At 72.1% G+C, this 26,372-nt stretch carries 23 protein-coding genes and 1 tRNA gene; 9 read left to right on the plus strand and 15 right to left on the minus strand.

What is annotated here, in order from left to right:
• Positions 1–59: 59 nt before the first annotated feature.
• The 3 genes from AB0I29_RS25035 (at position 60) to mscL (ending at position 1,903) form a co-directional block, all read left to right on the plus strand.
• Positions 60–410 carry an FmdB family zinc ribbon protein gene (locus tag AB0I29_RS25035; protein ID WP_357486701.1) on the plus strand — a complete coding sequence of 117 codons (351 nt, stop codon included), beginning with the start codon at positions 60–62 and terminating at the stop codon, positions 408–410.
• A 132-nt stretch (positions 411–542) separates the two neighbouring features.
• Positions 543–1,301, plus strand: a complete 759-nt coding sequence (locus AB0I29_RS25040) for an RcpC/CpaB family pilus assembly protein (RefSeq protein WP_285105516.1) — start codon at positions 543–545, stop codon at positions 1,299–1,301.
• Positions 1,302–1,462: 161 nt separating this feature from the next.
• Complete coding sequence (gene mscL, locus AB0I29_RS25045) at positions 1,463–1,903, plus strand: large conductance mechanosensitive channel protein MscL (RefSeq protein WP_285105515.1); 441 nt, start codon at positions 1,463–1,465, stop codon at positions 1,901–1,903.
• A 138-nt stretch (positions 1,904–2,041) separates the two neighbouring features.
• Here the strand turns inward: mscL and AB0I29_RS25050 are convergent, their stop codons facing one another.
• Both AB0I29_RS25050 and AB0I29_RS25055 read right to left on the minus strand, forming a co-directional pair.
• On the minus strand, positions 2,042–2,344 hold the full coding sequence (locus AB0I29_RS25050; RefSeq protein WP_357486704.1) for a hypothetical protein: 303 nt from the start codon (positions 2,342–2,344) through the stop codon (positions 2,042–2,044).
• Between the two features lie 78 nt (positions 2,345–2,422).
• Positions 2,423–6,493, minus strand: a complete 4,071-nt coding sequence (locus tag AB0I29_RS25055; protein ID WP_285105513.1) for a hypothetical protein — start codon at positions 6,491–6,493, stop codon at positions 2,423–2,425.
• Between the two features lie 460 nt (positions 6,494–6,953).
• Here AB0I29_RS25055 and AB0I29_RS25060 point away from each other — a divergent pair, with 460 nt between their 5' ends.
• The gene (locus AB0I29_RS25060; protein WP_285105512.1) at positions 6,954–8,195 is read left to right on the plus strand and encodes an MFS transporter; all 1,242 of its coding nucleotides are present in this window, start codon (positions 6,954–6,956) and stop codon (positions 8,193–8,195) included.
• A 116-nt stretch (positions 8,196–8,311) separates the two neighbouring features.
• On the opposite strand, the gene AB0I29_RS25065 is transcribed toward AB0I29_RS25060, so the two are convergent.
• On the minus strand, positions 8,312–9,511 hold the full coding sequence (locus AB0I29_RS25065) for a helix-turn-helix domain-containing protein (RefSeq protein ID WP_285105510.1): 1,200 nt from the start codon (positions 9,509–9,511) through the stop codon (positions 8,312–8,314).
• A 218-nt stretch (positions 9,512–9,729) separates the two neighbouring features.
• Between AB0I29_RS25065 and AB0I29_RS25070 the strand changes: the two genes are divergently transcribed.
• The gene (locus tag AB0I29_RS25070) at positions 9,730–10,602 is read left to right on the plus strand and encodes a L,D-transpeptidase (protein ID WP_357486707.1); all 873 of its coding nucleotides are present in this window, start codon (positions 9,730–9,732) and stop codon (positions 10,600–10,602) included.
• Between the two features lie 12 nt (positions 10,603–10,614).
• Here the strand turns inward: AB0I29_RS25070 and AB0I29_RS25075 are convergent, their stop codons facing one another.
• The 5 genes from AB0I29_RS25075 to AB0I29_RS25095 are packed head-to-tail and all read right to left on the minus strand — an operon-like array spanning position 10,615 to position 16,307.
• Positions 10,615–11,610 (minus strand): ABC transporter ATP-binding protein, encoded by a 996-nt coding sequence (locus tag AB0I29_RS25075; protein WP_357486709.1) that lies wholly within the window; start codon positions 11,608–11,610, stop codon positions 10,615–10,617.
• Complete coding sequence (locus AB0I29_RS25080) at positions 11,610–12,560, minus strand: ABC transporter ATP-binding protein (protein WP_285105506.1); 951 nt, start codon at positions 12,558–12,560, stop codon at positions 11,610–11,612. Before AB0I29_RS25080 ends, AB0I29_RS25075 begins: the two co-directional genes overlap by 1 nt.
• A complete protein-coding gene (locus AB0I29_RS25085) occupies positions 12,560–13,498 on the minus strand; it encodes an ABC transporter permease (protein WP_357486711.1) in 939 nt (312 codons plus the stop codon). Before AB0I29_RS25085 ends, AB0I29_RS25080 begins: the two co-directional genes overlap by 1 nt.
• Before the next feature lie 40 nt (positions 13,499–13,538).
• Positions 13,539–14,534, minus strand: coding sequence for an ABC transporter permease (locus AB0I29_RS25090; RefSeq protein ID WP_285105502.1), 996 nt, complete (start codon positions 14,532–14,534; stop codon positions 13,539–13,541).
• Positions 14,535–14,537: 3 nt separating this feature from the next.
• Positions 14,538–16,307, minus strand: coding sequence for an ABC transporter substrate-binding protein (locus AB0I29_RS25095; protein ID WP_357486713.1), 1,770 nt, complete (start codon positions 16,305–16,307; stop codon positions 14,538–14,540).
• Between the two features lie 239 nt (positions 16,308–16,546).
• Here AB0I29_RS25095 and AB0I29_RS25100 point away from each other — a divergent pair.
• Positions 16,547–16,619: transfer RNA gene (locus AB0I29_RS25100), tRNA-Arg, on the plus strand.
• A 3-nt stretch (positions 16,620–16,622) separates the two neighbouring features.
• Here the strand turns inward: AB0I29_RS25100 and AB0I29_RS25105 are convergent.
• Positions 16,623–17,876, minus strand: a complete 1,254-nt coding sequence (locus AB0I29_RS25105) for an MFS transporter (RefSeq protein WP_357486715.1) — start codon at positions 17,874–17,876, stop codon at positions 16,623–16,625.
• 61 nt (positions 17,877–17,937) lie between these two features.
• Positions 17,938–18,723, minus strand: coding sequence for an aldo/keto reductase (locus AB0I29_RS25110; protein WP_357486732.1), 786 nt, complete (start codon positions 18,721–18,723; stop codon positions 17,938–17,940).
• Positions 18,724–18,986: 263 nt separating this feature from the next.
• On the opposite strand from AB0I29_RS25110, the gene AB0I29_RS25115 reads away from it, so the two are divergent.
• A complete protein-coding gene (locus AB0I29_RS25115; protein WP_285105497.1) occupies positions 18,987–19,436 on the plus strand; it encodes a MarR family transcriptional regulator in 450 nt (149 codons plus the stop codon).
• Between the two features lie 172 nt (positions 19,437–19,608).
• Here AB0I29_RS25115 and ehuA read toward each other — a convergent pair whose 3' ends face one another.
• From ehuA to AB0I29_RS25135, 4 genes are read right to left on the minus strand one after another with little or no spacing between them, the layout of a single operon-like run.
• Entirely contained in the window at positions 19,609–20,388 is a 780-nt protein-coding gene (gene ehuA, locus AB0I29_RS25120; RefSeq protein WP_285105495.1) for an ectoine/hydroxyectoine ABC transporter ATP-binding protein EhuA, read from the minus strand.
• Positions 20,381–21,022, minus strand: coding sequence for an ectoine/hydroxyectoine ABC transporter permease subunit EhuD (gene ehuD / locus AB0I29_RS25125; protein ID WP_357486718.1), 642 nt, complete (start codon positions 21,020–21,022; stop codon positions 20,381–20,383). Before ehuD ends, ehuA begins: the two co-directional genes overlap by 8 nt.
• Complete coding sequence (ehuC, locus tag AB0I29_RS25130; RefSeq protein WP_357486720.1) at positions 21,019–21,741, minus strand: ectoine/hydroxyectoine ABC transporter permease subunit EhuC; 723 nt, start codon at positions 21,739–21,741, stop codon at positions 21,019–21,021. Before ehuC ends, ehuD begins: the two co-directional genes overlap by 4 nt.
• 20 nt (positions 21,742–21,761) lie before the next feature.
• On the minus strand, positions 21,762–22,691 hold the full coding sequence (locus tag AB0I29_RS25135) for a transporter substrate-binding domain-containing protein (protein ID WP_285105488.1): 930 nt from the start codon (positions 22,689–22,691) through the stop codon (positions 21,762–21,764).
• Between the two features lie 247 nt (positions 22,692–22,938).
• Between AB0I29_RS25135 and AB0I29_RS25140 the strand changes: the two genes are divergently transcribed.
• Positions 22,939–23,706: a GntR family transcriptional regulator gene (locus tag AB0I29_RS25140; protein ID WP_357486722.1), complete on the plus strand. Its 768-nt coding sequence runs from the start codon at positions 22,939–22,941 to the stop codon at positions 23,704–23,706.
• A gap of 51 nt (positions 23,707–23,757) precedes the next feature.
• On the opposite strand, the gene AB0I29_RS25145 is transcribed toward AB0I29_RS25140, so the two are convergent.
• Positions 23,758–25,011, minus strand: a complete 1,254-nt coding sequence (locus tag AB0I29_RS25145; protein ID WP_357486724.1) for an ROK family transcriptional regulator — start codon at positions 25,009–25,011, stop codon at positions 23,758–23,760.
• 90 nt (positions 25,012–25,101) lie between these two features.
• On the opposite strand from AB0I29_RS25145, the gene xylA reads away from it, so the two are divergent.
• Positions 25,102–26,256, plus strand: a complete 1,155-nt coding sequence (gene xylA, locus AB0I29_RS25150) for a xylose isomerase (protein ID WP_132235710.1) — start codon at positions 25,102–25,104, stop codon at positions 26,254–26,256.
• Positions 26,257–26,372 lie beyond the last annotated feature (116 nt).

Genomic DNA, 26,372 nt, shown 5'->3' on the forward strand with positions numbered 1-26,372 from the left:
GGCGACGGTCCTGTGAGCGCGCGACGCCCCGGCCGCCCTGACGTCCCAGAGGAGTGCACGTGCCCACCTACGCGTACCGGTGTGCCGACTGCGGCCACGCGTTCGACATCCACCAGGAGTTCACCGACGAGTCGCTGACCGTCTGCCCGGAGTGCCAGGGCAACCTGCGCAAGGTGTTCAGCTCCGTGGGCGTCACGTTCAAGGGTTCCGGCTTCTACCGCACCGACTCGCGGAGCACGTCGACGAGCAGCACGGTGAAGGCGGGCAAGTCGGAGTCTTCGTCCTCGTCGGGCTCGTCGTCCTCGGGCTCGGGTGACTCCGGGTCCTCCTCGGGCTCGTCGGCGAGCTCGTCCAGCTCCTCGTCCACCGGGTCGAGCGGGTCGAGCACGTCGAAGGCCGCCTCGTCCTGAGGTGATCGACCGGCACGCCTGACGAGTTTGCAGGCGCACGAGCCCGACCACAGGCACGGTTTTCACGCCTTCGTGCACACGTTGCCCGACGGCGGCTCCGTGTCGCCGCGCCGCCTGTCTAACGTCGGCGGCATGGGACTTCTCGACACGCTCGCCGAGCCGGCCGCACGTCACGGCGCACCGCGCGGCTCCGGACCGCGCGGATCCGGACCGCGCACGCCCTGGAGCAGGCTCGGTTCGCCGGCGTCCCGTCGGGCACGGCGCATCCTGTGGCGCTGGCGGTTCGCCCTCGCCGCCGCCCTGTTCGGCCTCGCCGCCACTCTGGCGGTCCACCTGCTGCGCCCGCCGCCACCCCCGACGGTCGACGTCGCCGTCACCGCCCGCCCCGTCGCAGCCGGAACCCAGCTGACCAGGGAAGACGTCGCAGTGCGCGCCGTCGCGGCCGACCTCGCTCCGCCCGGCGTCCTGCACTCGGTGCGGGAGCTGCTGGGCCGCGCCGCCGTGGTCGGGCTGCCGGAGGGTGCTCCGCTGCACGCCACCCTCGTGTCCGACGACGGCGTCTCCGCCGCCGCCCCGCGCGGCACGGTGGTGGTGCCGGTCCGCCTGTCCGACGACGCCGTGGCCGCCCTGCTGCGTCCGGGCGACCGCGTGGACCTGCTCGCCGGGACGACGTCGGGCAGCGAGCCGGACGGCGAGCCCCGATACCTCGCCCGGGGCGCACGCGTGCTGCCCGTACCCGCCGGGCGCGAGCCGAAGGACACCGGCGGGCTGCTCGGCCCCGTGTCGGACGGCGAGGGGCCGGTCACGCTCGTCGCGGTGACACCGGAGGAGGCTCCGGAGCTGTCGGCGGTCTCCGGCTGGGGCTCGGTGACGGCGGTGCTGGTGCCGTAGACGAACCCGGTGATCGCCGCGGAAATACGTCCAAGAACGGCACCGCTCATACAGAACGAATGTCCAGTTCGACATGCGCCTAAACGGATTTTCCACCACAATCTCCGTCGAGGTTCCGGCCGACGCCGAACCACACCAACGTGAGACACCCAGGGGGATCCATGCGTGACCTGTTCAACGGCTTCAAGGAATTCATCACACGCGGCAACGTGCTAGATCTCGCGGTCGCGGTCGTCATCGGCGCTGCCTTCTCCGGGGTCATCAGCGGCCTCGTCGACGGTGTCATCATGCCGTTCATCGGGTGGCTCGTGGGTGCACCCGACTTCAGCGAGATCGCGTTCTACGTCCCGAACTGGCAGGGCGACGAGACCAAGTTCCAGATCGGCCTGTTCATCCAGGGCCTGATCATGTTCCTGCTGATCGCGGCGGCAATCTACTTCTTCGTGATCCTCCCGATCAGGAAGCTGAGCGAGCTGCGCAAGAAGTCCGTCGAGGAAGAGGCCGTCGAGGAGGCTCTCGACGAGCAGATCGTGCTGCTCACCGAGATCCGCGACCTGCTCCGGGTTCAGGCCGGCGCACCCTCGGACGCCCGTTCCAACTGACCCGCCGGCCCGATGCCGCGCAGAGGCGGATCAGGTTGATCGGTCAGAGGTCAGGTGATCGGCAGCTCGGACTGCCGATCACCTGACCTTTGACCGATCACCCGGCGTACTGCCGATCACGCGGCGAGCCGCCGCCTGTCAGCCCCAGTGCGGCGGGACGTCGCGGCGGAGCTGGTCGTCGTTCGAGCCGTGACCGCCGTCGGACGAGCCGGCGCCGCCGTCGGCCCCCTCGCCCCAGCCGGCCGGACGCTCGTCGGCGCTCACGCCGAGCACCGCCTCACGCTCGGTCCCGCGCCGCACGGCCCGCCGGGGGGCCCGCCGTCGCGGGACAGCTTCAGCGGGCGCGGCCACGCGGCCGTCCCGCGCGGCTGCGCCCTCGCTCGGCCCAGCCGCGTCGCCGCTCGCCGCCGTGTCGGCCGACTCATCCCTGGACTCGCTCACCGCACCATTGTCGCCCCCGCCCCGGGGCGACAGGGCAAGGGTCCGCCGCGGGACCCGACCCAGCACCGAACAGCGGCGTCAGTCGTCCAGCACCTGCGGCACGATCAGCTCCGCCGCCGGCGCCACTCCCCCGGACAGCCCGACCCGGGCGTCCCGCACGGAGAGCACCACGCGGCGCACCCGCTCGGCCTCCGAGTCCGGGTCCAGGAACGCGGCCGCGGACCACACCTGCGCCACCACCCAGCCCAGCCGTTCGAGCCGCTCGGCGAGCTGCCGGTCCCGCACGCGGATCGAGGGCTCGGCCACGTAGGCGGCGTCGTCGGTCAGGACCGCCACCAGCAGCTCGCCCGGCAGGTCGGGGTGTCCGACGGCGAGGGGGATGCGATCGCCGCCGGGCAGCCCGTAGTCGGTCTCGACCACGAGGCCCGAGCGCCACAGCCGCTCCCCCAGGTCGACGACCAGCCGGTCCACGGACCGCGCCACGTCCACGCCGTTGCCGATCTCCACCTGGTCCGCGAGCCCGGAACGCTCCTGCGCGAACGACAGCACCCGCGCCAGCATCTGGGGCCCGGGACCACGCAGCCGCTCGGGGTCCAGGTCGGAGGCCGGGAAGCACGACACGACGTGGAGCCGCTTGCGCGCCGCCCCCAGCGAACCGAGCAGCATCGCGTCGCCGCCGGCCTCGCCGAGCACCCCGAACCGGTGCAGCACGCGGCCGTGCGGCGTGCGGCCGAAGCCGAGGGTGAGCACGATCGTGTCCCGCGCGAGGCCGGCCACGCCGGTGACGTCGGCGACCACCACGGGTTCGGGGCGCGAGCCCGCGAAGAACGGCGCCAGCGCCGGATTGGCGCGGACCTCGGCGAGCAGCCGCTCGCGGATGCGGTCCGCGTGCGCGGCGGTGACGGTCACGATGCCGAAGGTCTCCTCGGGCCGGGTCATCGCGTGCTCGATCGCCAGGTCGACCACCCGCTCCACCTCGGCGCTCGTCGACTCGACGGTGCCGGAGACCGGGTCCGGCATGCCGGTCCCGTCCACGAGCGAGAAGTGCACCAGTGCCTCGGTGCGCGGCAGGGGCGCGGGCCGCATGATCCCCTCGTAGCCGTGCTCGGCCAGGAGGGCCGTGAGCCTGGGGTCCCGCCGGGCGGGCTCCGGCTGCAGCGGCACGCGGGGCAGCAGCCGCGCGAGGTCGCGCACCGCGGTGCCCGACGCCGACCGCGGGTCGCCGACCACGACGATCTGCCGACCGCGCGCCAGCGCGGGCACGACCACCTCGACCGGCACGTGCTGCACCGCGTCGAGGATCACCAGGTCGGCGCTGCGCTCGGCGGGCAGCAGGTGCGGCACCATCGTCGGCGTCGACACCCAGGTGGGCCGCAGCCGCCGCACGGTCGAGCCGTGCCCGGTCACCAGGTCGCGCACCGAGCTCAGCCCGCCGCCGACCAGCGTCGCGTACAGGGCCTCGGCGTCCTCCCGCTCGTCGCGCATCGCCGCGCCGAGATGGGCCCGCACCGCCGCCCGCACCGGCGCCGACAGCGAGTCGACGTGCCGCCGGTCGAGCTCGCGGAACCGCCCCGCGAGTGCGTCCAGCCCGGCGCCGTCCTGCCCGGCGAGGTCCGGCTCGACGGCCAGGATCTGCTCGAACACGGACGACCACCACGTCAGCTCCAGCTCCGGGCCCACGAGGTCCGCCTCGACCCGGCGCTCACCGAGGTCGTCGACCAGCTCGCCGAGCCCGGACGCGCGCAGGCGCCGCAGCACCGCCGTCCGCTCGGGGAGCGGGGCCAGGGCGTCCTGCGTCTCGGACAGCGCGGCGAGCCGCTGGACCAGGGCGAACAGGTCGAGGTCGAGCAGCTCGCCGCCCGCCTGCGACGACCGCAGCACGGGTTCGAGCGCCTCGAGGTCGATGCGCACCGCCTCGTAGGTCTCCTCCACGCCCGCCAGGCCCTCGGGGAGCGTGGGCCAGCCGCCGCGCGGGCACTGCGCCTGCCAGACCTCGCGCTGCCGCTGCACCTCGACGAGCGCGGCGTGCATGTCCGGCACGCGCACGCCCGGCCGCACCATCTCACGGGCGCGCCGCTTCAGCCGGCGCCGCTCCAGCCAGCCCATCTCGGCACCCTGGTCGGCACGCTGCTTGCGCGACGCCGTGGCCTGCACCATGTCGGCGGCGGTCCGCTCGAAGACCATCGGCTGGAACACGTCGAGCGTGCCCCGCATGCCGCCGAGCATCGCGAGCTGCTCGCCCCACTGCCGGGCCGTCGAGGCCTCGACCAGGCCCGTCACCCGGGAGACGTACTCGATCTGCTTGCGCAGCTCCGGCAGCGTGTGCTCGCCGAGCCGCGTGACACGGGCGAGCGCGGAGCGCGCGTCGTCGTCGGTCAGGATGTGCGCGCCGAACCACGGGCTCGACGACGACTTGAGCGTGAACGCCCCCAGCTCGGCCGCCCGCTCGAGGTCCGCCGCGAGCTCGGCGCGCCGCTCCGCGCCGAGGGCCAGCACCGACTCGGAGCCGAGCCGCACACGCGTGGCCGGTGCCGGCCGCTCGGACGTGAGCCGGGCCAGCGCCTGCAGGGCGTCGTAGGCCGAGACCCGCCACGGCTCGCGCACCCGGTGCAGCGCCTCGATGTAGCCGGAGAGCTGCGCCCGCGACCCGATCAGGGCGTCCCGGACGCGCGCGACCTCGTCGGTGTCGATGCGCTCCTGCGCGGGCGCCATCGCCTCCAGCAGACGGCGCGACGTCGAGGTGCGCCAGGTGGGCACGGGCGCGATGTCCAGCAGCAGTCCGCCCAGGCCGAGCGTGTCCAGCCGGGCGGCCAGCGCGTCCGCGGCCCGGCGGTGCCCCGGCACGTACAGCACGGACCGGCCGCTCGCGTTCGCCTCGGCGACCACGGCGGACAGCGTGCCCGCGACGTCGGACCCGACGGGCGCGTCCACGAACAGGTGGCTGCCCGTCGCGAGCGCGTCCACGACGTGCCGCTGGTGCGGGTCCAGGTCACCGACGCCGCGCTCGTGCGCCGGGTCGGCGTCGCCCACGCGCGACTCGGGGAGCTCCACCTTGCCGAGCCTGGTGACGGACGCGTCCACGCCGCCGAGCGCCGAGACCACCTCGTGGTCCGCCAGGCCGGACGCGAGCTCGTCGAGGTCGTCGACGAGCACCTGGCCGGGGTGCACGAAGGTACCCACCAGCACCCGCCGGTCCAGCCGGAACTCGCCCAGCACCGCGGACCCGAGGCTCGCGACCCGGTCCAGCACGTCGGTCGGGTTGAAGCCCGCGAGGGTGAACGTCGCCCTGGCCAGCGCGACCGGGTCGAGCAGGGCGCCGTGGGCGCGCAGCGTGCGCGCCACCACGGGGTTGATCTCGGCCGTGGAGTCGAGCGTGATGTCGTAGTCGCCCTCGCCGTCGCTCCGCGGCGTCAGCATGACCGGCCGCAGGATCACGGGCGCGCGCACCACGCGCGGCTCCTGGTCGTCCTCGTCCGACGCCGGAGCGCCGCCCGCGGGCATCGCCAGCGTCACGATCGGCACGGACCCGGTCAGCGCCGGCGCGTCGGCAGGGCTGTCGGCGGAGTCCCCGCCCGGCTCGGCAGCGGACGCCGCCGACCCCGCAGACCCCGTGCCCGACGGGCCGAGCACCCGGGTCAGGGCCTCCATGTCGTCCGAGGCGCCGTTCCTGCCGCCTCCCGCGGTGGGCCGCTCCGTCCAGGTCGCGACCCCGATCGCGAGGTAGGTGGGCGACACCCCGTAGCGCTGCGCGTGCTCCGCGGAGCGCGCGGCGACGGCGCGGGCCCGACGGCGGGCGGTCGGCAGCGCGCCGGCCTCGCGCACGAGGTTGGACAGCCGGGTGGGCCGGCCCGCGAAGAGCTGGGCGACACCCGACGGGTGCGCGGCGGACAGGTCGATCACGGCCTCGCCGAGCAGTCCGACGTCGGCCAGGGAGGACCCGCCGGCGAGCCGGACGAGCCCGGCGCGCCACTGCGCGACCGACTCGGCCATGGGGTCCCGGACGGCGTCCGGCGTGGACCCCGGGGCCTCCGACGCGGCCAGCTCAGCGGCTGGGTCCACGTTCTCGTCCTTCAGCGCGGCCGAGACCTCCTCGGACACGTCGACCGAGATCTCGGGAGCGGCTGCGGTCTGGCGGCGTGCAGCGTTCACCCCAGCAAACTAACCGCGCGGCGTCCGCAAGGGCCGGACGCCACGCCGCGCGACACGCCGCACCCCGTGCCCCCCGGCGTGTCAGACCCAGAAGTCACCCGGGTGACCTGTGCGTCCGACCCGTTCTGCGGGGTGGTCCAGGGTATGCAGAAGCCCCTCCGGCAGGGGGTCCGAAGGGGCTCAGCAGGTGGACCGAGGCCCACCGGGGAAATGACGGTGCGCACCGCGCAGGGGGCGGGCGATGCGCACCGTCTTGTGAGAGTCTGCACCTGTTCCTGGCGGACGTCAACACCGACTCGGACGATCGTCCAGGTTGCGGCAAACAGGTCACAAGAACGTTGTTGAGGTGCAAGTTTTCGCCTCGCCCGAGACCCTCGCAACCGCGATATCTCGCCGTTCCGGGCACCTCCGGCCGGACCCGGAAAAAAGCCTGGACGGCGCCTCCTAAACTCGAACGTTTGTGAGCGCACTCGTCGAGGCAGTCTTCCCCCGCCGGCTCGGCCGGCCGTTCCGCTGGCTCGTCTCGGCATCCTGGACCAGCAACATCGGCGACGGCATCGCGCTCGCCGCCGGGCCCCTGCTCGTCGCGTCGCAGACCGACAGCGCCTTTCTCGTCGCCCTCGCCGCGATGCTCCAGCGGCTGCCGTGGCTCCTGTTCGGCCTCTGGGCCGGGGCGCTGGCCGACCGGCTGGACCGGCGCCTCGTCGTCATCGTCGCCAACGCGTTCCGGGCACTGGTCATCGCCGTCCTGTGCGTCTTCATCGGGACCGGCACCGTGAGCATCGGCATGGTGCTCGCCGCGATGTTCCTCTACGGCACCGCCGAGGTCTTCGCGGACACCACCCAGCAGACGCTCCTGCCCACCCTCGTGGCGCCCGCCGACCTCGGCGCGGGCAACCAGCGCATGCAGGCCGGGTTCCTCGGCGCCAACCAGCTCATCGGCCCGCCCCTGGGCGCCTTCTTCTTCGCCGCGGGCATGGTCTGGCCGTTCGCGATCCAGGTGGTCTGCGCGGCGCTGGCGATCGTGCTCGTCTCCCGCATCACGGCCCCGCCCGGCACGTCGTTCGTCAACGTGCGCGACGCCGACACGCACGTCCGCAAGGACATCGCCGAGGGACTGCGCTGGGTGTGGCACCACCCGCCCGTGCGCACGCTGTGCCTCGTCATCCTGGTCTTCAACATCACCTGGGCCGCACCGTGGGGCGTGCTCGTGAAGTACTCGCTGGACCACCTGCACATGAGCGAGGTCGGCTACGGCCTGCTCACCACGGCGAGCGCGGTGGGCGGCGTCGTGGGCGTGCTCTCGTACGGCTGGCTGGAGCGGCACGTGAACCTGGCGACGCTCATCCGCGTCTGCCTGACGCTGGAGGTGCTCACCCACGGGGCGTTCGCGCTGACCACGACGGGCTGGGTGGCGATCCTCATCATGTTCGAGTTCGGCGTTTACGCCTTCGTCTGGGGCACGCTGTCCACCACGGTGCGGCAGCGCGCGGTGCCCAAGGCGTTCCAGGGCCGGGTCGCGTCCATCAACATGATCTGCGTGTTCGGCGGACTCGTGGTGGGGCAGGGCATCGGCGGCGTCATCGCCGAGCACTGGGGCCTCGTGGCCCCGTGGTGGTTCGCGTGCGCCGGCGCCGGGATCACCCTCGCGCTGGTCTGGCCGTCCCTGGGCCACATCGCCCACGCCCGCGCGACGGACTAGCTGACGGGCCTGGTCACACCCCTCTTCGAGGCCTAAGTTTCTTGGCTTTGGAGCCGTCCAAAGCCAAGAAACTTAGGCCTCGAAGGAAGGACTCGGGCAGCGCTCGCACAGCAGGCTCAGCGCACCCCGACGATCGGGATCGGGCCCGTCGCCTCGTACTCACGCAGCCGCTTGCGCACCGTCGACTCGCTCACGCCGACCTCCTTCGCGATCTCCCGGACCGGACGGCCCTCGGCACGCAGGTCGAGCATGCGGTCGGCCTCACGCGTACCCAGCCCGATGTTGCGCCGGGGCGGACGGCGGGCCGGCAGCGCCTCCCGGACGTTGGCCGTGGCGCGGTCCGCCGCCTCGACCGGATCGGCGACCGGCTGCTCCTGGGCCTCCTCGGGCTCGGGAGCACGCTCGCTCACTCCCTGGCGCGGCATGTCGAGGGCCGCGGTCCGGCGTCCGGCGCCACGCTCCAGGTCGAGCTCGGGCTCGCCCGCGCCGTCGAACCGCTCCCCGAACTCGGCGGCCACCGCGTCCGCGGCCCAGCGCTCGTAGTCGGGCGCCCCGACCTCCGGGCGCTCCCGGGTGTCCATCGGCTCGTCGACGAGGATCCCGGTCAGCCGCTGCCGGTCGGCCAGGTGCAGGCGGGCGACGTCGGCGGTCCCGTCGCCCACGGCCGCGAGCGCCTCGCACCAGGCGGCGACCTGCGCCCGCATGTCCGTGGGCGGCACGGTGCGCAGCGCCACGGAGCGGGCCCGACGGCGGCCGGCCTCGGCGCGCGCGAGCCGGCGGCGGGCGGCGCGCGACCCGTCGTTCAGGCTCTGTGCCCGGAACAGGTCCTCGGTGGTGAGGAACAAGGCGTGCATGCGTGCGGACTGCCGCAGCGCGGACCAGGACGTGCCGGTGGCCAGGTGGCGGTCGCCGATCAGAGCGAGGTGCCACATGAGCGCCGCGAGCAGGGGCACGATGAACCGGAACACGACGGCGCCCACGGGGTGGCCGATGTAGGCCTCGTGCCAGGCGGCGAACACGCCGGAGGCCGACGAGAGCGCCCAGGTGAGGGCGAGCAGGGTGCCGCCGGGGCGGTTGTCGCGGGCGGCCTCGCGGGCCAGGAGCGCGACGGTCACCAGGGACAGCTCGAAGACGCCGGCGGTCGCGTAGGCGGTGCCCTGGCTCATGGCGAGCACGTCGATGCCGAACTGGACCATCGCCAGGTACGCGGACCCGGTCGAGATGAGGGCGACGGACACGGCGCCGGTGAGCACCAGGTTGCGGGAACGGCGCGTGGGGACGGTCGTGACGGGGAACGCCCGGTCGGCGGGGGCCACGGTGATCTCTCCTTCGTCAGGTGCCTGTCGGATCAGGTCCCGCGCCGGAGCCGAACAACAGTTCGGATCGTGATGCGGGCGGGCACGAAGATATCGGACAACTGTGACAACCCGGTATCGTCGACGGCTCGGCTGCGTGGAGCACCCCCGCAGGGCACGATGGGCACGACGCCGGGACCGGGCGTGAGCAGCGCAGTCGCACAGGGGAGGACGAGCAGATGTCGCAGAGGCGCAAGGCCTGGATCTGGGTGGCCGCGGTCGTGGCGGTCGCGGTCGTCGGGACGGCGGCCTGGTTCGGGCTGCGGACCGGGCTCGACCCGGTCGAGGCCGCGCCGTCGGCGAGCCCGTCGCCGTCCGCCAGCCCCACGCCCGAGCCGACGCCGACGCCCGCCGGCTACTCGCTCGCCGCCCTGCCCCGGCCGGACATCGACGCCCTGCTGCCCGCCGAGCTGCCCGTGACCAAGCTCGACACGCTCCGGGGCCTGCCGGGTTCGGTCGCCGAGCCGAGGGAGGCCCGGATCCCGGTCTGGGCGGCACCCGACGTGACCGAGGCGCCGGTGCTCGCCCTGGAGGCCGACTACTACGACGCCGACGCCCGCTGGCTCGTGCTGGAGCGCGAGCCGGGCTGGGTCAAGGTGCTGGTCCCGTACGGACGCGGCGCGCTCCCGTCGGACGACCCGGACCGGGTCAACGGCGTCTCGGGCTGGCTGCGCGCGGACGACGTCGTGCTGGAGAAGGAGCGGCGCTCGGTGGTGGTCGACCTGTCGGACCGCACCGTGACCGTCACGCACGACGACGGCTCCCGGGACGTACTTCCTGCCGGCGTCGGCACGCCCGAGACGCCGACGCCGCTCGGCCTCACCCAGGTGTTCACGGTCACGGAGGCCGTGAACACCGGGATGTCGGTGTTCCTGTCGATGCAGAGCGAGTCCCTCGACGGCTTCTACGGCACCGACTACGCCGCCACCGCGCTGCACGCGGGCGAGGGCCAGGGGCAGTCGGTCAGCAACGGCTGCATCCGCCTCACGAGCGCGGGCCTCGAGCGGCTCACCGGCCTCGACCCGGGTGTGCCGGTCCTGGTCCGGGCCTAGCGAGGCGGCAGGTCAGCCTGCCGGGCACTCCTCGTCCGCCGCCTTGCGGAAGCACCCCACGAAGTGGCCGGGTGCGTGCTCGACCAGCCCGACGTCGTCGGCCGTGCCGCTCGCCGAACCCGCGGCGGCCTCCTCCCCCAGCGACCGCCCCTGCGCCGCGAGCGCCTCGTGGTACAGGCACCGCCCCGCCAGGCGCGCGGACCGCCGGGACTCCTCGGCCTCGACCTCCTCCCACGTGCGGTCCAGGTGCGGCACGGAGGCCAGCAGGTCGCGCGTGTAGGGGTGCAGCGGGTCGTCGAAGACGGCGCTGGTGGCGCCGCGCTCCACGACGCGCCCCTTGTAGAGGATGACGACCCGGTCGGAGACATAGTTGCCGAGCGAGAGGTCGTGCGTGACGAACAGGATCCCGAGGCCGCGCGACTTGAGCTCGCCCAGCAGGTTGAGCACGTCGATGCGGGTCGAGGCGTCGAGCATCGAGATGATCTCGTCGGCCACGAGCAGCTCGATGTCGAGCAGCAGGGCGCGTGCGATGAGCAGCCGCTGGAGCTGCCCGCCGGAGAGCTGGTGCGGGAACTTGCCGAGGATGTCGCCGGGTTCGAGCGTGACCGCCCCGAGCGCCTCCTCCAGCTTCTGCCGCCAGGCCGCGCCGGAGACCCGGGGGAAGTACGAGCGCCGCAGCGTCTCGAACGTCCGGTCCACCTTGAAGATCGGGTTGAACGAGCTGAAGGGGTCCTGGAACACGCCCTGGACCTTGCGGTAGTAGTCGCGCCGGGCCCGGAACCCGAGCCGGGTGACGTCGCGGCCGTCGAACGTGATGCTGCCGCCCGTGGAGTCGAGCAGGTGGAGCACCATCTTGCCGATGGTCGACTTGCCGCTGCCGGACTCCCCGATGAGCGAGACCACCTCGCCCCGCTGCACGTCGAGACTGACCTGACGCACGGCGTGCAGGTCGGAGGTGCCGAAGGTGCCGGTCTTGTAGACCTTGTCGAGCGCGTCGAGCGTCAGCATCAGCTCACCGCCCAGCACGCGACCTGGTGGCCCTCGGCGACCTCGCGGAAGGGTGGGGCCTCGGCGCACCGGTCGTGCGCCAGGGGGCAGCGGTCCCGGAACCGGCAGCCGGCGGGCGGGTCGAGGAGCGACGGCGGCCGGCCCTCGATGCCCTCCAGCCGCTGCTCCTCGTACCGGTCGCCCACCTTGGGCAGCGCCCCGATGAGCATCTTCGTGTACGGGTGCAGGGGCTCGTCGATGATCGTCCGGGCCGGCGCCTTCTCGGCGAGGTGCCCGGCGTACATGACCAGGATGGTGTCGGCCACCTGGAACAGCACGGAGATGTCGTGCGTGATGACGATCATCGACCGGACGAACCCGTGGTCGCGGAACTCGACGAGCGCCCGGGCGACGGCCTTCTGCGAGGACACGTCGAGCGCGGACGTCACCTCGTCGCCGATCAGCAGCGACGGGTTCAGCAGCGTGGACAGCACGAGCACCACGCGCTGCTTCATGCCGCCGGACAGCTCGATCGGGTAGCGCTTCAGCACGTCCGTGTCGAGGCCGACGAGCTCCAGGCGCCGTTCGAGCTCCGGCAGCACCTCCGTGTAGCGCACGTTGTGCGCCGCGAGGAGGTCGCGGATCATCCTGCCGATCTTGCGGGTCGGGTTCATCGCCGACATCGCGTACTGCGGGATGAGGGACACCTCGCGGTAGCGGTGGCGGCGCATCGCGCCGTCGTCGGCGATGGGGAGCTTCTCCCCGTCGAGGGCGATGGTGCCGCCCACGTGCTCCATGCGGGTGTCGAGGCGGATCAGGGCCTTGCCGAGCGTCGTCTTGCCGCAGCCGGACTCCCCGGCGATGCCCATGATCTCGCCGTCGGCCACCTCGAAGCTGACGCCGTCGAGCGCCTTCACGGGGCCGCGCAGGGTGCGGTAGTGGACCCTCAGGTCGGTCACGGAAAGGGTCATCACATCTCCCGCAGCTTGGGGTTGAAGACCTCGTCGAGGCCGACGTTCATGATGTAGAGCGAGCCCACGATGAGCGTGATCCCCAGGCCCGGCGGGATGAACCACCACCACAGCCCGAGATGGAGCGCGCTCCACTGCACGGCCTGGTTCATCATCAGGCCCAGCGACATGGCGTTGGTGGGCCCGAGCCCGATGAAGTCGAGCGACGCCGCCGTCAGGATGGACCCACCGAACAGCAGCACGAACGTCATGAAGAGGTAGGAGTACATGTTGGGCGCCACCTCGCGCCGCAGGATCGTGCCCACCCCCACCCCGGACAGCCGCGCCAGGTCGATGAAGTCCCGCGAGCGCAGCGACAGGGTCTGCGCCCGCACCGCGCGCGCGACCCACGGCCAGGAGAACACGCCGATGTACAGCGCCTGCATCGGCACGCTGCGCACGCCCAGGTAGGCGTTGATGATGATGAGCACCACGAAGCCGGGGATCACCAGCACCACGTTGGTCAGCATGTTCAGCAGCTCGTCGATCATGCCGCCGCGGTAGCCCGCGACGAACCCGATGGTCATCCCGATGACGGCGGCCACCCCGCCGCCCAGCAGGCCCACGAGGAACGTGGAGCGCAGGCCGGCGACGAACTGCGCGAAGACGTCCTGCCCGAACGTCGTCGTGCCGAACGGGAAGTCCGCGGACGGCGGCGCCATGGGCGGCCCCGCGTAGTCCATCGGCGCGAACTTGAGGAACAGCGGCCCGAGCAGCCCCAGCAACAGGAACGCGAGCACCACCACCGAGCCGATCACGACCTTGGGGTTGCGCAGCGCGAAGTACAGCGTCTCGCGTGCGTCTCCCCCGGGCTTGCGGCCGGCCGACGGCGCCGGGGTCGCCCCGGGCTGCTCGGCCACCTCGGTCCCCGGTGCCGCCGCGGGTTGTGTCGCCGTCATGACGTTCCCCTTCCGCACGAGCCTGCGGCTCCGCTGCGCCTCATGCGGTAGCCCCCGTCAGTCCGGTCCGCGTGCGGGGGTCCACCAGCACGTAGACGATGTCGATCACGAAGTTGGCCAGGAGCACGCCGATCACCACGAACAGCAGGGTGCCCTGCAGCAGGAAGAAGTCCTGGTTCTGGATGGCGGACAGCACGAGCTTGCCCAGGCCCGGGTACGCGAACACGATCTCGGTCACCAGGGCGCCGCCCAGGATCGTGCCGAGCTGGAGCGCCAGGCCCGTGATCTGCGGCAGCATCGCGTTGCGGAACGCGTACTGCCGCACGAGCCGCTTCGGCGCGCCGAGCGCGGAGAGGTAGTTCGCGTAGTCGGACTCGAGCTCGTAGATGATCAGGTTGCGCATGCCGATCGCCCAGCCGCCCAGCGAGACGAGGAACAGCGAGAGGAACGGCAGCACCCAGTGCTGCAGCAGGTCGCCGGCGAACGCCCACGACCACTGCGGCACCATCCCGAAGTCGTAGCCGCCCGCCACGGGGAACCAGCCGAGCGCGACGCCGAGGCCCCACGCCAGCAGGATCGCCAGCCACATGTACGGCATGGCCGTGATCAGGTAGCCGACGGGCAGGGCCACGTTGTCGAGCCAGCGGCTGCGCGCCGCCATGGCCCCCACGCTGTTGCCGATCACGAAGCTCAGCAGGATCGCGGGGATCATGATGCCCAGCGTGTACGGCACGGCGTCGAGCACCACCTGGCTCACGGGCGCGGGGAACAGCCACACGCTCGTGCCCAGGTCACCGCGGAACAGCGCGGCCCAGTAGTTCAGGTACTGCTGCCAGAGCGGCAGGTCGAGCCCGAACGTCCGCTCGTAGTACGCGGTCATGGCCGCGATCGTCTCGGGGTGCTGGACGGCGGCGCGCGCCACCATCCGCTGGACCGGATCCCCCGGCATGAGCCGGGGGATCAGCCAGTTCAGCGTGACCGCGACGACGAACGTCAGGCCGTAGATCGCGGTCTTGCGAGCGAGATAGCCGCGCATACGTCAGGAGGCCGGCTCGAGGGCGAGCAGCGTGTTGATGCCACCCATCTGCACGTACCCGTTCCACATGATCGGGAAGTACGCGTCCTCGCGGCCCTCCTTGGGCCAGTTGGTCCACTGCGACTCGTTGTACTGGGCCCACGCGCCGTTGTACCAGAGCGGGATGGCGGGCAGGTCGGTCATGAACTTCTCCTGGACCTTCGACAGGGTCTCGGAGAACTCGGGCGTGCCGCTCTCGGTGCGCGAGAGGTCCTCGACCAGGTCCCAGGCCTCCTTGTCCTCGTAGCGGCCGAAGTTGCCCGCCAGCATCTGCTCCTGGATCGGCTGGTAGAACGCGTAGTTGTAGTAGGTCCACGGCGTGTTGCTCACGCCCGCGTTGCCGTTGATCACCAGGTCGAAGTCGCCGGTGGCCCGGGCGTCGTCGACGGCGCCCGCGTCGGGGAAGTCGGCGGTCACCTTGATGCCGACGGCGGAGGCGTCCTCCGCGATCACGCGCGCGGCCTCCATCCAGTCGGTCCAGCCGGCCGGGACGATCAGCTTCAGGTCGATCGCCTCGCCGTCGGGCGTCTCGACGAACCCGTCGCCGTCGCTGTCCTCGTAGCCGGCGTCGGCCAGGATCGACTTGGCCTCCTCCGCGTCGAAGGTGAAGCCGTGCTCGGCCACGACCGCCTCGTCGTAGTACTCCTCGAACGCCGGCACGAGGCCCGACGGGTGTGCCTTCGCCACGAGGCCGCCGTACGCGTTCGTCACGATCTTGTCCACGTCGATCGAGCGCGCCAGGGCCTGCCGGAAGTCGACGTCGTCCATCGGCGGGCGCGTCTGGTTCGGGATCAGGTTGGCCGACGCCGCCGCCAGCATGTACGGCTCACCCTCGTAGTAGGTGCTGACCTGGCCGGTGTCGACGAGCTGGTTGACGCCGGGCAGGAAGTTGTTGCTCAGGTCGAGGCCGCCGGACAGCATCAGGCCGAGCGCCACCTCGTTGGAGGTGTTCACCACGTCGACGATGTACTTCATCGGCATCTCGAGGCCGAGCTCGCCGCGGGCCCACCAGTCGTCGTTGCGCTCCCAGACCATGCGGTCCTGGCCGACGGCGGAGAACTTGAACGCGCCCGAGCCGATCGGGTCCTCGTTCGGGTTGGACAGCAGCTCCTCGTCCGACCAGTCGCCCATGATGTGCTCCGGCACCACCATCGTGCTGTAGAGCCAGTTGTCCCACTCCTGGTAGCGGGGGTCGGAGAACGTGAACTCCACCGTGGTGGGGCTGGTCGCCTCGACCTTGTCGAGCCAGGTCCACAGGTTGCTGTACGGCACGGCGTCGACCTTGCCGAGCTCGGCGGTGAAGACGACGTCGTCGGCGTCGAGCGTCTCGCCGTCCTGCCAGGTCAGGCCCTCACGGAGCGTGAGCTCGTAGGTCTTGTCACCGGTCCACTCGCCGCCCTCGGCGAGCCAGGGCGTCAGCTCGAGGGTGATCGGGTCGAACTGGAACAGCGGCTCGTAGAGCAGGCCGCGCGCACCGGTGGCGTGACCGGAGCTGGGGATCGGGTTCCACGAGGTGGGCGGGCCCCACTGGGTGCCGCTCGTGAAGAGCGTCTCCTCGCGCGGGTACTCGGCCACGAGGGCGTTGGCCGAGTCCATGCCCTCCGCGGACGCGTACGGGTTGGACGTCGTGGGTGCGCTCCCACCGCCACCGGAGCAGCCGGCGAGCAGCACGCCGGCGACCGTGGCCGCCGCCAGGGCCACCACGCCCCGGGACCTGGTCTGTCGAAGGAACATCGTCGATCCTCTCCGCCCGCACGGCCGTCGTGCGGACCAGGCGCGTCGTCGCGCCGGGTTGCTGAGCATCGTTGTGGGTCGGAGAGGGATTGGTCAAGGTTTGTCACCTATGTTGCGCAATCGACACCTACGCCCGACCCGGCGCTTAGCGCGCGGGGCCGGGCGGACGTTAGGCTGTGTGCGCCGGTCCGGGCTCAGCCCGGCCGCCGCACGCGGCTCTCCCACCAGGTGAGGCGCGGGCGCCTGTAGCTCAGTGGATAGAGCACCGCTCTCCTAAAGCGGGTGTCGGCAGTTCGAGTCTGCCCAGGCGCACCTCTACTCGACGAGCTGCCCGGTGGGTACCGCCGGGCGCTCGTCGCCCACGACCTCGCGGCGCGCCGCCGCGCGCTCGCCGCGCTCCCCGCCCCGGACCAGCACGGCCACCACCATGACCGCCAGCCCGGCCAGGGTCACGACGGCGCCCGCCCACAGCGGCGACGTGTACCCGAGCCCCGCGGCGAGCGTCAGCCCGCCCACCCAGGCGCCGAACGCGTTCCCGATGTTGAACGCGGCGATGTTCGCGCCGGACGCGAGGGTCGGGGCCGCAGCCGCGTGGCGCATGACCCGCATCTGCAGGCCCGGCACCGTCGCGAAGCCGACGGCGCCCATGAGCACCAGGCTGATCATGGTCGCGACCTGGCTGGTGGCGGTCAGCGCGAAGACCGCAAGGACCACGGTGAGCAGCACGAGCAGGGTGAGCAGGGTGGCCCCGAGGTTGCGGTCCGCGGCCTTGCCGCCCACCAGGTTGCCCACGAACAGACCCGCCCCGAACAGGATGAGCAGCCACGGCACGGTCGAGCTCGCGAACCCGCTGACCTCGGTGAGCGTGAACGCGATGTAGGTGAACGCGCCGAACATGCCGCCGTAGCCGAGCACCGTCACGGCGATGGACAGCCAGACCTGCGGCGCCCGGAAGGCCGCGAGCTCGCCGCGCAGGCCGGGTCCGGCCTGCCCGCTCGGCCCCGCGACGCCGTCGGGCACCCCGACGCGCGCCGGGACCAGGAGCGCGATGCCCACGAAGGCGAGCACGCCGATGCCGGTGATCGCCCAGAAGGTCGAGCGCCACCCGGCCGCCTGGCCGAGCAGGGTGCCGAACGGGACACCGAGCACGTTGGCGACGGTCAGGCCGGCGAACATGATCGAGATGGCGGCGGCGCGGCGGTCCCGGGCGACCAGGTCGGCCGCGACCACGGCGCCGATGCCGAAGAACGCACCGTGGCACAGCGCCGCGACGACCCGGCCGAGCATCATCAGCTCGTAGGTCGGCGCGATCGCGGACACCAGGTTCCCCGCGATGAACAGGATCATCAGGCCGAGCAGGGCCTTCTTGCGGTCCACCCGGGTGAGGGCCGCCGTGAGGCCGACCGCGCCGACCGCGACGGACAGCGCGTAGCCGGAGATGAGGTACCCGGCGACGGTCTCGGTGACGCCGAAGTCGGCGGAGACCTCGGGCAGCAGGCCCATGATGACGAACTCGGTGAGGCCGATCCCGAAGCCCCCGATGGCGAGGGCCCAGAGGGCGACAGGCATGACAGTGCTCCTTGAGGTGCGGGTGGTGCGGGGTGACCGGCTCGTGCCGGCGGGGGGTTCGTCAGCCGTCGAAGCGGTCCGGGTGCGGACCGGTGCGGCCGTCCCGGTCGAGGGCGTCGATCGCCGCGACCTGCTCTGCGGTGAGCTCGAACCCGAGCACGTCGAGGTTCGACGCGATGCGGGCCGGCGTGACCGACTTGGGGATCACGACGGTGCCGTGCTGCAGGTGCCAGCGCAGGACCACCTGCGCGGCGGAGACGCCGTGCGCCTCGGCGGCGTCGGTCACGGGAGCCTCGTCGAGCACGGCGCCCTGCGCGAGCGGGCTCCACGCCTCCGTGACGACGCCCAGCCCCGCGTGGTGGGCGCGCAGCTCGCGCTGCTGCAGGGCAGGGTGCAGCTCCACCTGGTTGACGACGGGGCGCACGCCGGTGGCCGCGACGATCGCGCCCAGGTGTGCGGGCTGGAAGTTCGAGACGCCGATCTCGCGGACCAGGCCCGCCTCGCGGGCCTCGATCAGCCCCTCCCAGGCGGCCACGTACCGGCCGAGGCCCGGCGCGGGCCAGTGGATCAGGTACAGGTCGAGGGCGTCGAGCCCGAGCAACTCCAGGCTGCGCTCGAGGGCCGGCCGCACGGCGTCGCGCGCCATCGAGTCGGTCCACAGCTTGCTGGTGACGAACAGGTCGTCGCGGGCCAGTCCGGACTCCGCGAGGGCGCGGCCCACGCCCGCCTCGTTGCCGTAGACGGCGGCGGTGTCGACGCTGCGGTAGCCGGCCTCCAGCGCGTGGCCGACGGCGCGGGTGGTCTCGGCGTCGGGCACCTGGAAGACGCCGAACCCGACCTGCGGCATGGTCGCGCCGGCGTGGGCGGCGTTCGGGAGCGCGACGGCGGGGGTGGCCGCGGCTGCGACGGCGGAGGTGGCCGCGGAGGCGCGGGTCTCGACGGGGGATGACATGAGGGCTCCTTGCTGTTCTCCGAACGGTGCCCGCTGTGCGTACGCGGACACCTGGCGGACGCGTTTAGTTGCACGCGCCTCCTAGATAGTTGCACGCGCGCACTAGTTGCACAAGCGCTATAGTTGGAGACAGGAATCACGCCCGACGAGGAGGGCCCATGGGAATCGCCGACGACGCCGTCGAGATCCGTGCCCAGGGCTGGCGAACGCTCGCCGCACTGCACGGCATGATCGACACCGCGCTCGAACGCGCGCTGCAGGCCGAGCACGGCCTGTCCGTGGTGGAGTACACGGTGCTGGACGCACTGTCCCGCCAGGACGGCTGGCACATGCGCATGCAGCAGCTCGGCCGCGCGACCGCGCTCTCGCCGAGCGCCACGACGCGCCTGGTCAACCGCCTGGAGGACCGCGCACTGCTCACGCGCGTCCTGTGCCAGGACGACCGCCGCGGCATCTACACCGAGCTCACCGCGGCCGGGGAGAAGCTGCTGCTCGCCGCGCGCCCCACGCACGACCGCGCGCTGCACGAGGCCCTGCAGGAGGCGGAGCAGGTGCCGGAGCTGGCCGGGCTCGTGGGCACGCTGGGCGGCGTGGGCGCGGGGGTCTGACCGGGCTGGGAGACGACCGGGCGACTGACTCGCCGCGCGGAATGCGCCGAGTCAGTCGCCCGGTCGGACTACCCACCTGACTCGGCCCACCAGGGGTGGCGAGTCAGTGGGGTGGTCGGCCTAACCCACTGACTCGGTGGTCGAGGTGTGGCGAGTCAGGTGGCCGGTCCGGTCAGAGGACCGCGCGGAGGAACTCCTGGGTCCGCTCGTGCTCCGGGGACGTGAAGATCGACTCCGGGTCGGCCTCCTCGATGATCTTGCCGCCGTCGAACATCAGCACCCGGTTGGAGACCTCCCGGGCGAACTGCATCTCGTGCGTGACGATCAGCATGGTGATGTCCGTGGTCTCGGCGATGTTCCGGAGCACCCCGAGCACGTCGGCCACGAGCTCCGGGTCCAGCGCGGAGGTCACCTCGTCCAGGAGCAGGATCTCCGGCTCCATGGCCAGGGCCCGCGCGATGGCGACCCGCTGCTGCTGCCCGCCGGACAGCTGGGTGCACCGGGCGTCCCGCTTGTCGGCCAGCCCCACCTTCTCGAGCAGGTCCTCGGCCCGGGCGACCGCCTGGGCCCTGGAGATGCCGAGCACATGGACGGGCGCCTCGATGATGTTCTCCAGCACCGACATGTTGGGGAACAGGTTGAACTGCTGGAAGACCATCCCGACGCGGCGCCGCACGAGGCTGCGCCGCTTCTCCGGGATCGCGACGCGCCTTCCGCCACGAATCTCGTGCGTGTACGGCTGCCCGTCCACGAGGATCAGGCCGTCGTTCGCCTCCTCCAGCGTCATGAGCAGGCGCAGGATGGTGGTCTTGCCGGAGCCCGACGGCCCGATCAGCGTGACGCGGTCGCCCTTGGCGACCGTGAAGTCCAGGCCGTCGAGCACCACGTTGTCCCCGAAGCGCTTGCCGACGCCCTGGAACTCGATGGCAGGGGTGAGGTCGTTGTCAGGCAAGGCGGTTCTCCATTCGGCGGACGAGCAGCGAGGTCGGGTAGCTCACCAGCAGGAAGAGCAGGCCGGCGAGCGTGATCGCCTCGATGTAGCGGAAGTTCGCGCCGCCGTAGGCCTGGGCGGCGGCGTACATCTCGACCACGTAGATGAAGGCCAGGAACGGCGTCTCCTTGAACATCGAGATCGCGTAGTTCCCCAGGCCGGGCAGCGTGTTCCGGATCGCCTGCGGCAGGATCACCGCACGCCAGGTGCGGCTCCTCGGCAGGTCGAGCGCGACCGCCGCCTCCCACTGGCCGCCCGGCACCGCGTCGATGCCGGCCCGGTAGACCTCCGACATGTACGTGGCGTAGTGGATGCCGAGCACCACGCAGCCGACGGCGAGCGACGGGAACTGCGTGAACATCAGGTTGGCGAACACCAGCTGCACCAGCAGCGGCGTGGACCGGATGAACTCGACCAGGAAGCCGACCGGCATGGTGACGGCGCGGACGCGGGACCGGCGCACGACGGCGACGACGAGCCCCAGGACCGCGGCGATGATCATGCCCACCACGGTCGCCAGGACGGTGATGCCCAGGCCCTTGAGCAGGTCGGGGAGCACCGCGGCGGCGTGGTCCCAGCTCCAGAGGCCGTTCATGAGCGCACCTCCGTCCCGGTGGTCCTCGCGGGGGTCAGACGCAGGATCTCGCGCAGCGACGGTCCCTGACCGACCTTGTTCTTGGCGCGGGCCTCGAGCGCGTTCATGATCAGCGTGAGCGCGTAGGCGAACACGAAGTAGAGCAGCAGGCCCACCGTGTAGGCGAACACCGTGTCCGTCGTGCCCTTGCGCAGCTCCCCGATGAAGAAGTTGAGGTCGTGCAGCGTGATGTAGGCCGCCAGGGCCGAACCCTTGACGAGCTGGATCAGCAGGTTGGTGAACATGGGCATCATCAGCGGCCAGGCCTGCGGCAGGATCACGCGGCGCAGCCGGTGCACACCACCCAGGTCGAGCGCCGTGGCCGCCTCCCACTGCCCGGTGGGCACGGAGTTGATCGAGCCGCGCACCACCTCGGCGGCGTAGGCGCCGTAGTTGAGGCCGAGGGCGAGGATGCCGCAGGCCAGCGGGTCGAGCTCCACGTAGAACGGCGGGAGCGGCAGCACGTAGTACAGCCAGAAGATCTGCACCACGAGCGAGGTGCCGCGGAAGAACTCCACGACCACCCGGGACGGCACCCGCGCCCACCTGGTCCGGGCCCGCGAGCCCAGCCCGAGGATGAACGCGATGATCAGGGCGAGTGCCGCACCGGCGATCGTGAGCTCGAGAGTGACGAGAATCCCTTCGCCGAGCTGCGGCAGCAGGTCGACGAGCTCTTGCATGTTGTCGGACACGTGCCGGGTCAGCCGTCCAGGCCGAGCTCCGGGGCCAGGTCCTTGGCCAGCGACTCGAGGTCGCCCTCACAGAGCTTCTCGGCGGTCAGGCCCTCGACGGGACGCTCGGCGGCGGTGAAGCCGAACGGGCCTGCGATCTCCATCCAGCGGTCCTCGTCGGAGACGATCTCGGCGAGCTTCTCGTTGTAGGCGTCGCGGAGGTCCTCCTCCCCCTTCGGGAAGACCGTGGCACCCGCACCGATCTGCGGCACGCCGTCGATGACGGCGACGAAGGAGTCGGTGACCTCGACGTCGGCCTTCGAGCGGGCCACCAGCGCGTTGAGCGAGATGGCGGTCAGCGCCGACGCGTCGGCGCGGCCCGAGGTGACGGCGTCGAGCGCGTCCTGCGGCGAGCCGACCTTGACCGTCTCGATCCCGAGGGACGTGGTGTAGCCCTCCTCGATGGCGCCGCTGAGCACGGCGAGCTTCACGCCGGCGTCCTTGGCGGACTGCATGTCCGTCAGGTTGTCGGGGTTGCCCGTCGGCGTCAGGAACGCGGTCGTGTACATGATCTCGGGCTCGGAGAAGATGGCCTCGGAGCAGCGCTCGGGGAGGATCGACATCCCCGCGCTCACGGCGTCGTACCGGCCCGCGGTCAGGCCGGGGATGAGCGAGTTCCACTCCGTCTGCACGCCCTCGACGGTGTCGATGCCGAGCTCGCCGAAGATCGCCTCGTTCAGCTTGATGGTGGCTCCGGTCAGCTCGCCGCCGTCCTCGTAGGAGTACGGCTCCTCACCGTTGAACGCGACGGTGATGGCACCGTCGTCCTGGAGCTGCTGCAGGGCGCCACCGGCATCCTCCGGGGCTGTCGACGTGCACGCGCCCAGCGCGACCAGGGTGAGTACGGACCCTGCGGCGAGGACGGCCCGGCGGAGCGGGCGGACGCTTGATCTAGACATGGTTCCCTTCACGCCACCCGGCGGACATGGCAAAGACCGGGTGGGCTGGAGTTCACGGACGACTCGCCACCGTAGCGGGATGGCGACGTTCAGACAATCTAGTGTTCGACATTAGGATTGTCTACAATCTGCAAGTTCACCCGGCCGGCGCCACCCCTGCTACCGCCGTGGCCACACAGATGTCCGCGCACCGGCGATGATGGTCGTCATCGACGTCATCGACGTTGCGCCCACGGAAGGAGCACCGATGTCCCACCCGCCACGGGCCACCCTGGCGACCGCGCCGTCCTTCTCGCGTGTGACGCGTCCCTCGACCGTCGACCTGATCCAGACCGAGCTGCGCAACGCCGTGTACGCGGGCGTGCTCGCCGTCGGCTCGCCGATCCGGGAGGTCGAGGTCGCGACCCAGCTCGGCGTGAGCCGCGGCCCGCTGCGGGAGGCCGCCCAGCGCCTGGTCCAGGAGGGACTGCTGGTCGCGACCCCGGGGCGCGGCATGCGTGTGGCGACCATCTCCCGGGAGCGGCTCCCGGCCCTCTACGAGGCCCGCAAGTCGGTGGAGATCACCGCGGCGCGCCTGCTCGTCCGGTCCGGGAACGACGACGCCCTGGCGACCGTGCGCCGCGCCCACGACGAGCTCGTGGACGCGAACCGCACGGGCGACGCACGCCGCGTCGGCGGCGCCGACCTGAACCTGCACTGGGCGCTCGTCGCCGCGACGGGCAACCCCTGGCTCACCCGCTGGATGACCACCCTCATCGTCGAGGTGCGGATGGCCACGTTCTCCGTGAGCGACGAGTACGTGGTGCGCAAGGACACGGCCGACGCGCACGCCGTGATCGTCGAGCGGCTGGAGGCCCGGGACGAGGACGGCCTGGTCACGGTCATCACCGAGATGCTCGACGGCGCCGTCGCCCGGCTGCTGGGCCGCGAGGACGAGCCGGTCGAGACGCTGGAGGAGCCCGCCGACGCGCCGGCGATCACGCTCGGCCCGATCGACGCCCCGGACGAGATGTAACCGCTGGTCGGACCTGCGCCAGGCCCGCCGCGGCCCGGCGGCGGCCCCGCGTCAGACCCAGGCGGCCGGGTCCGCGAGCACCGCGCGCAGCACCTCGCGCGCGCCGCCCGTGAGCGCGGCCTGCGGGCCGGCCTGCGCAGCCCGCACCTCCAGGTCGACGAACGGCGCGGCGAGCACGCGGTCGGCGAGCACGGCCTCGACGTCGGCCCGGAGCCACGGCAGCAGCTCGGTGTAGGCGCCGCCCAGCACGATGGTGGACACGTCGAGCAGGTTCACGAAGTCCGCGAGCGCCGAGCCGAGGGCGCGGCCGGCGGGCAGGGCTGCGGCGGCGGACCCAGCGCGCGCGACGACGCCAGAACCGCCGCGGGCGGCGGCGTCCCGCTCGGTGAGCAGGGCGACGAGCGCGGCGAGCGGGGCGTCCGGCGGCAGGCCCGCCGCGCGCATCATCGCCTCCTTGCCGGCGTACTGCTCCAGGCAGCCGAACGCGCCGCAGGAGCAGCGCGGCCCGGCGGGGTCGACGACGACGTGCCCGATCTCGCCGTTCCAGCCCCGCTCCCCCAGGAAGAGCGCCCGGTCGACGACGATGGCGGCGCCGATGCCGACATCGCCCGAGACGAAGACGAACGAGTCCGGCGCCGCGACGTCGGAGCCGCCGGCGAGCTCCGCGAGCGCCGCGAGCTTGGCCTCGTTGGCGATGCGGACGGGCAGGTCGCCGAGGCCGAGCAGCGGGACCGGGTCGAGCGTGGACCAGCCCAGGTTGGGCGCTACCTCGAGCAGGCCGGTGCGAGGGTCCACCAGGCCGGGCAGGGCGAGCCGCGCGCCGGCGACGGTCATGCCGGAGGCGGCGACGCCGTCGGACACCTCGCGGGCGAGCTCGCCGAGCCGCCGCAGCACCACGGCCGGGTCGCTGTCGTGGAGCGCGCCCGGGACCACGCGGTCGACCACGACGTCGCCGGTGAGATCGAGCACACGTGCGCCGAGGTAGTCGACGTTCACCTCGAGCCCGAGGCCCACCACGGACCGCGGCGCCGGGACCAGCGGGACGGCGGGCCGTCCGGCCCGGCCGCCGGTCACGGCGGGCAGCTCGCGGACGAGCCGGGCGGCCACGAGCTGGTCCACCAGCGTGGACACCGTGGCGCGAGCCAGACCGGTCGCGGCGGCCACCCCCGCGCGCGAGAGTGGTTCCGGCACCTCGAACACGGCGCGGGCGACGAGCTCCAGGTTGTGCTCGCGCAGGGAGTGCTGGCGGGCCGCGGCGGGGCCCGTCCGCGTCGTGGTCTCGTGTGCGGTCCCGGCGATGGTCACGCCTTGACTCTAGCCGAGGCCCGCGTAATAGTTCATCCGTACAACAAATGCGGCGCCGCATGCCGGGGCCGCCCTCGATGAGGAGACCCCGTGAGCGACATCAAGTACTCGTTCGGCCTGTGGACCGTCGGCTGGCCCGCCGCCGACCCCTTCGGTACGGCGACCCGCCCCGAGCTGGACCCGGCCGAGTCGGTCCGCAAGCTCGCCGACCTCGGTGCCTGGGGCTTCACGTTCCACGACAACGACGTCTACCCCTTCGGCTCGGACGACGCCGAGCGCCAGAAGCACATCGACTCCGTCAAGAAGGCCTCCGCCGACACCGGCCTGGTCTGCGAGATGGTCACCACCAACACGTTCACGCACCCCGTCTTCAAGGACGGCGCGTTCACGTCCAACAACCGCGACGTGCGCCGCTTCGGCCTGCGCAAGGTGCTGCGCAACGTCGACCTGGCCGCCGACATGGGCGCGTCCACGTTCGTCATGTGGGGTGGCCGCGAGGGCACCGAGTACGACAACTCGAAGGACCTCAACGCCGCGCACGCGCGCTACGCCGAGGGCATCGACACCGTCGCCTCGTACATCAAGGAGAAGGGCTACGGGCTCAAGATCGCCCTGGAGCCCAAGCCCAACGAGCCGCGCGGCGACATCTTCCTGCCGACGATCGGTCACGCCATCGCGCTGATCGACTCGCTCGACAACGCCGACATCGTGGGCCTCAACCCCGAGGTGGGCCACGAGCAGATGGCCGGCCTGAACTACACGCACGGCATCGCCCTGGCGCTGCACGTGGGCAAGCTGTTCCACATCGACCTCAACGGTCAGCACGGCCCCAAGTACGACCAGGACCTCGTGTTCGGCCACGGTGACCTGCTCTCCGCGTTCTTCACGGTGGACCTGCTGGAGAACGGCTTCCCGAACGGCGGCCCCCGCTACGAGGGCCCGCGCCACTTCGACTACAAGCCCTCGCGCACCGAGTACCTCGACGGCGTGTGGGAGTCGGCCGCGGCCAACATGAAGACGTACGACCTGCTCGCCGCCAAGGCGAAGCAGTACCGCGAGGACCCCGAGGTCCAGGCCGCCTTCGAGCACGCCGGGATCTTCGAGCTCGGCCAGTCGACGCTGGCCGAGGGCGAGTCGTTCGACTCCTTCCTCGCCGAGGCCGACCCGGACGTCGACGCCCTGGCCGAGCGGGACTACGGCCTGGTCCGTCTGCACCAGCTCGCCCTGAACCACCTGATCGGCTGACCGCCCCGTCCCCGCACGTGTCGGACGTACAGGTCACCCGGGTGACCTGTACGTCCGACACGTGCGGGGGCGGTCCGGCGCCTGAACCCAGCGCGGTAGCGTGTCAGTCGCCTCTC

The organism is Promicromonospora sp. NPDC050262 (assembly GCF_040655935.1).
Lineage (GTDB): Bacteria > Actinomycetota > Actinomycetes > Actinomycetales > Cellulomonadaceae > Promicromonospora.

Excerpts from the sequence above, each read along its gene's own strand:
- AB0I29_RS25110 (WP_357486732.1), bottom strand. The coding sequence starts at position 18,723 with ATGCCGCAGGTCGGGTTCGGCGTCTTCCAGGTGCCCGACGCCGAGACC.
- AB0I29_RS25085 (WP_357486711.1), bottom strand. The coding sequence starts at position 13,498 with ATGACGGCGACACAACCCGCGGCGGCACCGGGGACCGAGGTGGCCGAG.
- AB0I29_RS25075 (WP_357486709.1), bottom strand. The coding sequence starts at position 11,610 with ATGCTGACGCTCGACGCGCTCGACAAGGTCTACAAGACCGGCACCTTC.
- AB0I29_RS25095 (WP_357486713.1), bottom strand. The coding sequence starts at position 16,307 with ATGTTCCTTCGACAGACCAGGTCCCGGGGCGTGGTGGCCCTGGCGGCG.
- AB0I29_RS25070 (WP_357486707.1), top strand. The coding sequence starts at position 9,730 with ATGTCGCAGAGGCGCAAGGCCTGGATCTGGGTGGCCGCGGTCGTGGCG.
- AB0I29_RS25140 (WP_357486722.1), top strand. The coding sequence starts at position 22,939 with ATGTCCCACCCGCCACGGGCCACCCTGGCGACCGCGCCGTCCTTCTCG.
- AB0I29_RS25080 (WP_285105506.1), bottom strand. The coding sequence starts at position 12,560 with ATGACCCTTTCCGTGACCGACCTGAGGGTCCACTACCGCACCCTGCGC.
- AB0I29_RS25105 (WP_357486715.1), bottom strand. The coding sequence starts at position 17,876 with ATGCCTGTCGCCCTCTGGGCCCTCGCCATCGGGGGCTTCGGGATCGGC.
- AB0I29_RS25135 (WP_285105488.1), bottom strand. The coding sequence starts at position 22,691 with ATGTCTAGATCAAGCGTCCGCCCGCTCCGCCGGGCCGTCCTCGCCGCA.
- mscL (WP_285105515.1), top strand. The coding sequence starts at position 1,463 with ATGCGTGACCTGTTCAACGGCTTCAAGGAATTCATCACACGCGGCAAC.
- ehuC (WP_357486720.1), bottom strand. The coding sequence starts at position 21,741 with ATGCAAGAGCTCGTCGACCTGCTGCCGCAGCTCGGCGAAGGGATTCTC.
- AB0I29_RS25115 (WP_285105497.1), top strand. The coding sequence starts at position 18,987 with ATGGGAATCGCCGACGACGCCGTCGAGATCCGTGCCCAGGGCTGGCGA.
- AB0I29_RS25040 (WP_285105516.1), top strand. The coding sequence starts at position 543 with ATGGGACTTCTCGACACGCTCGCCGAGCCGGCCGCACGTCACGGCGCA.
- ehuD (WP_357486718.1), bottom strand. The coding sequence starts at position 21,022 with ATGAACGGCCTCTGGAGCTGGGACCACGCCGCCGCGGTGCTCCCCGAC.
- AB0I29_RS25090 (WP_285105502.1), bottom strand. The coding sequence starts at position 14,534 with ATGCGCGGCTATCTCGCTCGCAAGACCGCGATCTACGGCCTGACGTTC.